The following is a 9,862-nucleotide window of genomic DNA, read 5'->3' as shown; positions in this document are numbered from 1 at the left end:
CTCTATAGATCTCTCTATATTATCCTATTCTAGGGGGCATAGGTTTATGTATTTAGGTAAAAAAATAGCACCAAAATATGCTGGTGCTATATTATATTCTTTGATTGTCTATTTTGATACTATTTTTTTGGATTTTACAATGATATTTTCTACATTTAATCCATATTTGTCTAAAAGAAGATTTCCATCTCCTGATTCTCCAAAAGTATCCTCAGTTCCTATTCTTTCCATATAGGTAGGTTTGTTTTCAACCAATACCTCTGCCACTGCACTACCTAAGCCGCCAATTATACTATGCTCTTCTACTGTAACTATCCCTTTAGTTTCATTAGCTGCTTTAATAATGATATCCTTGTCTATTGGTTTAATAGTGGAAATATTTATTACCCTAGCTGAAATACCTTCTTTGTCTAATTCTTCAGCTGCAGTCAATGCTTTTTCTACCATTATTCCAGTAGCTATTATAGTTACATCTTTTCCTTCTTTTAGTTCTACACCCTTGCCTATTTCAAATCTATAATTATTATCAAATAATACAGGTACCTTACTTCTTCCCAGCCTAATATATACTGGACCATCATATTCTACAGCTTTATATATACATTGTTTTGTTTCTACGGCATCAGCTGGATTCAATACTATCATATTAGGAAGACTTCTCATAATGCTTATATCTTCAAGAGCTTGGTGAGTAGCACCGTCTTCTCCAACGGATAACCCAGCATGGGTAGCTGCTATTTTAACATTTAATTTAGGGTAACATACAGAATTTCTTGTTATTTCAAATGCTCTCCCTGAAGCAAATACAGCAAAAGTACTTGCAAAAGGAATCTTTCCTGCAGTTGCTAACCCAGCAGCTGTGGCAACTAAATTTTGTTCTGCTATTCCCACATTAATAAATCTTTCTGGATAGGCTTTTTTGAAAACTCCCGTCTTAGTTGAGCCAGATAAATCTGCATCTAATACAACAATATCTTTATTTATTCCACCTAATTCCTTAAGAGCTTCACCATAAGCATCTCTAGTAGCTATCATATTAGTCATTTACGCCACCTCCTAGTTCGTCTATTGCTTTTAAAGCTTGTTCTTCATTTGGTGCCTTACCATGCCAACCTGCTTGATCTTCCATAAAAGATACCCCTTTGCCTTTTATGGTTTTGGCAATAATAATGGATGGTTTTCCTTTAGTATTTTTTGCCTCATCTAAAGCTTCAAATATTTCTTCAAAGGAATGTCCATCTATTTTAATCACATGCCAACCAAAAGATTTGAATTTTTCATCTATAGGTTCAATATTCATAACTTCTTTATTAGTTCCATCAATTTGCAATCCATTATGATCTAAAAATACAGTAATATTGTCTAATTGATAATGTCCTGCTAACATAGCTGCTTCCCAGATAATTCCTTCTTGGGATTCTCCATCTCCTATTAATGCATATACCCTATAATCTTTTTTGTCTAGTTTACCAGCCAAAGCCATACCATTAGCTGCTGCCAATCCTTGTCCTAAAGAACCTGTAGTCATATCTACTCCTGGAGTCCCTTTCATGTCAGGATGTCCTTGCAACATAGAGTCAGTCTTTCTTAATTTCATTAACTCATCTTTAGGAAAATAACCTTTTTCTGCTAAAGCTGCATACAGTACTGGAGCAGCATGACCTTTAGATAAAACAAACCTATCCCTATCTTCCCAATTTGGATTTTTAGAATCAATTTTCATTTCTTTAAAGTAAAGGGCAGTAAGTATTTCACATGCTGATAATGAACCACCAGGATGGCCTGATTTTGATTCTTTCAGCATGTTAATTATGTTGACTCTCATATTTTTTGCTACATTTTCTAAATCCTTGTACTTTTCCATTTTATACCTCCTATTAACTTTTTACTTCTTCAAATCCTTCTCCTAATACTTCAGACATTTCAGTGACCATAATAAAGGCATCCTTATCGATATTATATACTATATCCTTCGCCTTAGTAAACTGGAACCGGTTTACCACACAAAGAAGTACATCTTTCTCATCTTTTGTATACATACCTTTCCCTTTAAACAAAGTAACCCCTCTATCTAAATCCTTCATTATTTTTTCACTTATCTCTTCAGGGTTATTGGTTATAATAATAAATCCCTTTAAATATCCAATTCCTTCTAATATTAAGTCTATTACTTTAACTGTTATAAATAAAGATATTACTGAATAAAGAGAGGTTTCAACTTTTTTATCAACTATACCTGCAAAAGCAACTACCAATACATCTATAGCCATCATAAAAGTTGCCAAACTTAATGAGGGAAAAAATTTATTGAGTATAGAACCTGCTAAGTCAGTTCCTCCAGTAGTTCCTCCAAATTTAAAAACTATCCCTAATCCTATACCTGATACTAGACCACCAAAAATGGAAGATAGCAATAAATCAGGAGTAACAGCTTGAACTGGTATTATCTTTAAAAACAAAGATAATAAAGCAGTTGCATATAAAGTTTTCCATCCAAAATTTTTCCCTAAAATTATTATTCCAATTATAAATAAAGGTATATTTATTACTAAATTCGTAATATAAACAGGTATACCTGTTATTTTTTTAAATACAATAGCAAAACCAGTTACTCCTCCTGGCGCAATAGTATTTGGTTCTAAAAAGAAAGTTAATCCAATTGCCAATAAAAAAACACCTACACCAAGTCCTACTAAGGACAATACCGTTTTATACCATTTTTCCTTTTCCATAAAAACCTCCTATCTTATTGGATTACATCTTTAGAAAATAATATATATAGCATAAATTTAGGTAAAACCATCTGTCGTTTAATACGTGATGGTTCCTTAATTAATCTATATAGCCACTCTAATCCAAGTTTTTGAAAGAATTCTGGGGCTCGTTTAGAATCTCCAGATAATATATCCATTGTACCTCCATTTCCTATTATAACCTTTCCATCAAGTCTATTTTTGTTTTTAGCTATCCAAATCTCTTGTTTTGGAAATCCTAATCCTACAAATATAATATCTGGTTTTGCTTCATTAATACTATTGATTAAATTTAGTTCCTCTTCGTGATCTTTATATCCTATATGACTACCTTTAAAATATCCATGATGATAGCCTACTAACTTAACGTTTGGATATTTTTCTAAAATATTCATTCCTGCTTTTTTTGCTACTTTTTCTTTTCCCCCTAATAAAAACAACCTATAACCTTTTTCATTTGCAATTTCTAGCAATTTTATGGAAAGATCAAAACCAGTAACTCTTTCCTTTAGAGGCTTTTTTCTAATCCTAGAACCGTATATTAATCCAATACCATCTGGAATTACTAAATCACTTTTATTTATTATGCTTTTTAAATCTTTATCATCTTTAGCTACCATTACAATTTCTGTATTTGGTGTACATATGGTCTTTAACTCATCTTGAACTAAAAAATCTTCTACTATATCTGTGGCTTCTTCTAAAGTTATATTATCAATATTTACACCAAAAATACTTATATTCTCCAAAATACCACCTACCCTTTTAAAAGGTCTAATGCCATATTAACATTTTTCAATGCTTCATTCCTCATTTTTATATCTAATAACTTCAACCCTTCCTTTAAATCTTTTCTATTTTCCCATACATAATCAATATTAGAAATAAGTTGAGTATATTTTAAATCTTCTACTGGACACATATGCCCCATATCTATTGATTTTAAGAAACCTTCAATCTTAGGATCATATACAATACCAACCATAGGTACATTTTGGGTAGCTGCATATATTAAAGAATGAAGTCTCATAGCAACTATCATTTCTAATTTTCTAATTACCCCCATAATATCTTCCACATTGTATTTATTAGAAATAATATAACAATTTTTTTGGTTAGTGACATTTTCTAAAATACTATTACTGATAGATAAATCCTCTGGATAATGCATTGGAATTAAAATTACATTAACCCTATATTGCTGAATAACATAATCTATAGCTTTGGCTACATTAGAAATTAAATTATCCTCATCCATCCAATTCCTAACGGAAACACCTACTAAAGGTTTCTCTTGTGGAACCCCTTCTTTATTTAATATTTTATCAATTACAATATCTTCACTGGGTTCTAAAGTAAATACAGGATCAGCAGTTACAAATATATTATTATTTTGAACTCCTAGTTCTTCTAGAAATACTTTCGAATCTTCATCTCTTAAAGTTATTAAATCTACTTTCTTTAGAGTCCTTTTAGTTAAAATTCGATTTGTTTTTTTATTTATAGGCCCTATCCCATTGGCATATATCATTATAGGTTTTTTTAATTTATTTGCTAGTTTCATCAAGGTTAAATAATATAATAAGGAACGGGTACTAGTTATATCTTGAAGAAGACTTCCACCTCCGCTTATAAATAAATCGCATTCCTTTATTGCTTTAATTACTTTTTTCATTTTAAACCTATTAACTGCTTTAATACCATATACTTTTTCAGTAAAAATAGGATTATTAGATAAAACTGTAATTCCTATAGAATTGTCCTTTTTCTTTATATCCTTTACTATGGCTTTTAATATTGCATCATCTCCACTATTATCAAAACCATAATATCCAGAAATAAGAATTCTTTTGTTTGTACCCATAAATATTCTCCTTTTAACTGATTTCTGGAAGCTCATCTGAAATTCGCATCAATGCTAATACAAGACCAACCAATATCCAGAAAGTGATAATAATTCTAGGTATATATAATATGTTTTCCGCTGCTCCATGGGCTAGCACAGCAGCCAGTCCTGATAAAACACCTATGGCCATAGTCTTAATATAATTATCTTTTCCTTTTAATAACTTTTTAATAGAATATTTAAACAATGTAAATATAAAAACTATAAAAATTATAAAACCTAAAACACCCATTTCTGCCATAGTTTCCAAATAAGTATTATGAGCATGAAATGTAGGCATAGTTCTAATATAGGTCTCAAAAGTTTGTTTGAAAGGAAGATGCCCAAAGCCTACACCTACAAGCCAATGATCCTTTATTATATCCAATGTTATCTTCCACATCCTAATCCTATAATCATTAGACGAATCTGCAAAGTTTACAATACTCGCTATCCTATTCAAAATAGTTTGAGGCAAAAAGTATATAGCTCCCAATCCTAAAGGGATTATAGATAAAAGGAGTCTTTTTTCAATTAATAATACGAATACGAACATCCCAAAAGCAAATCCTATCCAACCTCCTCTAGATAAAGTCAATACTAATGCTAATATTAGAATAAGGCTAGTAATTAAAAATATTGCTTTTTTATGAATTTTTTTAGAAAACCAAAATAACGACAGAGATATAGGGATTATCATTATTAAATATTCTGCAAATATATTTGGATTCCCAAAAACAGAATAAATTCTAGTTTTTACATCTGGATTATTTACTGCATCTACCCATTTATCCTCTAACTCTACCCCAACTTTAAACTGATAAAAACCATATATTGCAACTAAAGTAGCTGAAATGACTAAAAATACAACAAGTATATTAAAGTCTTTTTTGGTCTTTATGCTATTTACTATTACAAATACAAACCCTATGGATGTAAGATGAATAGCTAAATCTCTAAAACTACCAGTTGGATCAATGGATGTAATGGTTGAAATTATTATTATAATTATATAAAATACTATTGGCATATCTATTGGCTGTTTAGTTAAAGGTTGTGTTTTCTTAAACAAACTCTTATATACATACACAGCTACCATAAAAATCATAAATAATAAATTTAGCATATCAGGCATAAAAGGGAATATGAATATACCTGCATATACTCCAATTCTTATATCATATAATATCAATATAATTCCTACTAACCCTAGTAAAGTAATAGCAAAATAATTTAAAGGTAGTTTATAGTAAATTATAGAAAACAATATACCTAATCCTATTGGTAGAATTGCTTCCTTCTTCTTTATTGATTCTACCACCATTGCTCCACTCCCTCATCAATAGTAAATACACTTTTTACAATTTTAAAAGTATGGCTTTCTTCTAAAATACTCTTATACTCTTCTTTAATATTAAATCCTATTAAAGCTATAATTATCAAGGATATAGAAACTAAATAAGATCTTCCAATATAATATCCTCTCACTAGATTGTTTCCTATAATACCTATACCAAAAGCCATAAAAAACATATAAAAAGTATTTTGTAATTGAATTTCATCATAGAAAAGATTATATACAGTAGTATATATTAAACTTCCATGACTTATCTTCTTTATACCTTTCCTTATAATCATAAAAATATCACTTATTATATTCACAACCCAACAATATATCCGATATAACAAACTCTCCTCTATTAAACTTCTGTTGGAAATAAATAAACTAATTGTTAAAGAACCTTTAGATAGAAATTTTATGCCTTTTAATAAACTACTATTAAACCTTTTTAAAATACTATATTTATATCCTTTAACTAAAATATGCCATATATTTACCAAGCATCTGACTATTACACTATTGTACATAGAACCACTCCTAGTTCCTTTATTCTACTTCAACTCCAAGTATTGTACTCATAACTGCTACATTCCTATTTTTAAGTCTAAATTGAGCACCAATTCGGATTTGTTCTCCACCAGCTATTACCACATCAGGATTTTCCTTTACATCTGATTCTACTATCATAGTAACTACATATTTTTCAGGTACTTCAGCCAAAATCCATCTTCCATCTCCACTCTCAACTGGTTCCTTATAAGGCTCTACTTTTTTCTCTACGATCTCGCCAAGAAATTGACCTTTGTCATAATGATATAATGGATCTCCCTTCACTATACCATCTACTGTTGCCATTCTCACATCTGAAACTTCCACAGTTATTAATGCCTTCTTAGTCTCTGCAATAGCAACAGGGCTTTTTTTCATACGTTTGACTCCTCCAACAGCTAATAGTGCAATTATCAATACTACGACCAGATCAATTATGTTTATAATTCCAAATAGTTTTCCTTTTTCATTGATTATTTTCATCTTTTTACCTCCTATATTGAACAATTTCATCATAGATTTTACAATGTTCTTCTGCCATCCTTCTAGAAGAAAAGTTTTTCTCAACACTTGTTAATAAGTTATCTCCCATAATTTTTATCTTTTCTTTATTTTCTAAAAGGTATTTTAATTTCTCTGCCAAAGCATTACTGTCACCGACATGTATTAACCATCCATTATGACCATCTTGAATTAACTTATTGATTCCACCTACATTTGTACTTATGGTCATCTTTTTAAGCCTTGCCCCTTCTAAAATCACATAGGGAAAACTTTCGCTAATAGAAGTCAATACATTTATATCTATAGCATTAAAAAATGAATATTGGTCATTCACAAAACCTAAAAAATAAACATAATCCTCAATTCCCATTTCTTTTACTAAAGCTTTAATCCTCTTTTCATCATTACCTGTTCCAGCTATTAAAAATATAATATCCTTTCTTTTTTCAAGAACTTTATGAGCTGCTTTAATAAAGGTTTCATGATCTTTAACCAAGTCTATCCTTGCTATTATTCCAACTATAATCTTGTTTTTCCCATTAATATTATATCTATTTAAAAAGTCCTCTTTACTAACATAATCAATTTCAGATTCTAAATCTATACCATTATAAACGGTAAATATCTTCTCCTTTTTAAAGCCTCTGCCTATTAGCATCTCTTTAAAAGTATCTGAGATTGCTATATAATAATCAAACCTTTTTAAAGCTATTGAATTGATAGGTGTATATACCATTCTTTTATAAAAATTATCCTTAAAGTCCAGTTTATAGTCACTATGTATAGTTGTAATCATAGGTTTTTTTATTCTACTTTTTAGTAACATAGCAATAAAATTAGCTCTAGCACCATGACAATGGACTATATCATAATCTTCATTGATTATTTCTCTTTCTAATCTATTGATTACGGACATATCTGTCCTCTTTTTTTGATGAAATACCTCAATATTGATCCCAGCCTCTATAGCTTCTTGATAAAATGTATCTTTTATAAAACAGATGACCTTTGCATCTATTAAATTATTCAATTGTCTCATTAAAGAAATAATATGTGTTTTGGCGCCACCAGTGTCGCCACCACTAATTAAATGAAGTACTTTCATTACATAATAGCTCTAATTTAGAGCTTCCTCCTTCCCTTTAGAAGCAAAATCAAACCCCCAATATTATATCATAAATTAACCTTTGTATCATAAAAACTTACTCAAATAATATTATCTAATATTATAGAATTAACTTTATCGCTATACTCTTTTTTTAAAGCTTCATTGACCTTAAAAGATAAAAGTAGATTATATTCACTGCTTAACTGCCTAAAATATTCAGGTTTAAATTCTTCTTTATCCAGTATTCTTTCCATATTCAATAAGGATTGAAAATCCATTTTTACAAAAACTTCTGCTCCAAATCCATCTTTTGAAAAAAAACTTTTTCTTCTATCTAACAAGCTGAAGGCATCAAAACCCATAGCCCATTGAGAAGTAAAAACCTTGTATATATCCTTCTTTTCATTGTATAGGCATTCATCCATTATACTTAAACTGTTTACCAGTTTAGGTATAATAGGGCAGTTGACTTCGTACATATATATGTTATTATACTTCCTATCCCATGAATTCAAAGCCTTTATAAGAGCTCTTGTAGTTTCTACATGATCTTTATGACCATCTATTAAAAAAGGAGTATAAATAATAGTAGGCTTTTCTATCTTTAATATATCTATTATTTTTCCTATCAAATTCTCTTTTGAAGAATCTAATTGTCCATCTATTTGGTCTAAAAAGTATAAAGTGTTAAATCCATATACTTCCTTTATTTTTTTGCCTTCTTTCTTCCTCTTATCTATTAGTTCTTTATTTGCTAAATCGCTTGTACTACCTCCTCCATCAGTCATGTACACTAACCCCATATTATTATTCATTTTTTTATACTTCAATAGAGTGCCACCTAAACCAATAGTCTCATCATCTACATGAGGAGATAAAACTAATATCTTTTCCTTTGCACCAATCATAGCATCTATTTGAATATTATCCCTTTTAGGACTATTTTTATAATAAAAATAAGTATAAATATTATTGACTAACTTTAGAGGATATTTTAATATCTTTTTTATCAATTTTTTTATCACAATCCCACTTCCTCTACTTAAAGTTATCTAATTTCATATTCACCTCTAACCAAATAAATGGAATCTGTAATAGCATATACTCCCCTTTCATCATCTCGTGGTACAATTAGTAGGTGGTTTGGAGGAACATTTGCTCCCATCTTCAAATCTTTGCCATCAGTTATATCTGATAGTCCGCCTAATTCACCAGCAATGATCTCTGCTTTTCCTCCCCTTAATATAATTTCTGTACCACTTTTGCCTATTATAGACTGTCCTTCTGATATTTCCACTACTTCTAGTGCACTAGAGGTGCTTTCTTCATCTTCAATACTAGAAAACTTTTCATCTATATAATATTTTAATTGGTCTATTTGTTTTTCTAAATAGCTTAAGGACACTAATGGATCTTTTTCTGAGCCTGGTTCTGAAAAAACAACAGTACTACCTAGAATAATAGAAACTCCACCTAAAATCAATATGGTTTTTTTGAATTTTTTATTTATCATACTAATTTTCCTCCTTATTTAGAAATAGTCTGCCTTATATTCAGATATATTAATTTTATCTATATCCTTAATTCCATTATTAAATGAGACTATGGTTCCTCTATTTTTGAATATTTTATATATTATAGTTTCCTTGTCTGTATAATTAAATAGAATTGGAAAATCTACTTTGATAAAACAATTATTATACTCACTATTAAACCTACCT

The 9,862-nt window shown here is 29.7% G+C and carries 12 protein-coding genes; all 12 read right to left on the bottom strand.

Features of this window, described 5'->3' with window-relative positions; genetic code table 11:
* Positions 1-108 precede the first annotated feature (108 nt).
* Positions 109-1,044, bottom strand: coding sequence for a transketolase family protein (locus tag VK998_RS06760; protein WP_325226821.1), 936 nt, complete (start codon positions 1,042-1,044; stop codon positions 109-111).
* The gene (locus VK998_RS06755; protein WP_325226819.1) at positions 1,037-1,864 is read right to left on the bottom strand and encodes a transketolase; all 828 of its coding nucleotides are present in this window, start codon (positions 1,862-1,864) and stop codon (positions 1,037-1,039) included. The genes VK998_RS06760 and VK998_RS06755 overlap by 8 nt, the downstream gene beginning before the upstream one ends.
* 13 nt (positions 1,865-1,877) lie before the next feature.
* A complete protein-coding gene (locus VK998_RS06750; protein ID WP_325226817.1) occupies positions 1,878-2,732 on the bottom strand; it encodes a YitT family protein in 855 nt (284 codons plus the stop codon).
* 14 nt (positions 2,733-2,746) lie between these two features.
* A complete protein-coding gene (locus tag VK998_RS06745) occupies positions 2,747-3,502 on the bottom strand; it encodes a WecB/TagA/CpsF family glycosyltransferase (protein WP_325226815.1) in 756 nt (251 codons plus the stop codon).
* An 8-nt stretch (positions 3,503-3,510) separates the two neighbouring features.
* Positions 3,511-4,617, bottom strand: a complete 1,107-nt coding sequence (gene csaB / locus VK998_RS06740; protein WP_325226813.1) for a polysaccharide pyruvyl transferase CsaB — start codon at positions 4,615-4,617, stop codon at positions 3,511-3,513.
* A 13-nt stretch (positions 4,618-4,630) separates the two neighbouring features.
* A complete protein-coding gene (locus VK998_RS06735; RefSeq protein WP_325226811.1) occupies positions 4,631-5,962 on the bottom strand; it encodes an O-antigen ligase family protein in 1,332 nt (443 codons plus the stop codon).
* Positions 5,953-6,276 (bottom strand): hypothetical protein, encoded by a 324-nt coding sequence (locus VK998_RS06730; protein ID WP_325226808.1) that lies wholly within the window; start codon positions 6,274-6,276, stop codon positions 5,953-5,955. Before VK998_RS06730 ends, VK998_RS06735 begins: the two co-directional genes overlap by 10 nt.
* 250 nt (positions 6,277-6,526) lie before the next feature.
* Entirely contained in the window at positions 6,527-7,012 is a 486-nt protein-coding gene (locus VK998_RS06725; protein WP_325226805.1) for a DUF4330 domain-containing protein, read from the bottom strand.
* A 4-nt stretch (positions 7,013-7,016) separates the two neighbouring features.
* A complete protein-coding gene (locus VK998_RS06720) occupies positions 7,017-8,138 on the bottom strand; it encodes a glycosyltransferase family 4 protein (RefSeq protein WP_325226801.1) in 1,122 nt (373 codons plus the stop codon).
* 101 nt (positions 8,139-8,239) lie between these two features.
* Complete coding sequence (locus tag VK998_RS06715; RefSeq protein WP_325226800.1) at positions 8,240-9,166, bottom strand: PIG-L deacetylase family protein; 927 nt, start codon at positions 9,164-9,166, stop codon at positions 8,240-8,242.
* 23 nt (positions 9,167-9,189) lie between these two features.
* A complete protein-coding gene (locus tag VK998_RS06710) occupies positions 9,190-9,654 on the bottom strand; it encodes a hypothetical protein (protein WP_325226798.1) in 465 nt (154 codons plus the stop codon).
* 18 nt (positions 9,655-9,672) lie between these two features.
* On the bottom strand, positions 9,673-9,862 hold a 190-nt coding region (locus tag VK998_RS06705; protein WP_325226796.1), incomplete at its 5' end, for a hypothetical protein.

The organism is Schnuerera sp. (assembly GCF_035459645.1).
GTDB lineage: Bacteria > Bacillota > Clostridia > Tissierellales > Tepidimicrobiaceae > Schnuerera.
This window is presented reverse-complemented; position numbering and strand designations above follow the sequence as displayed.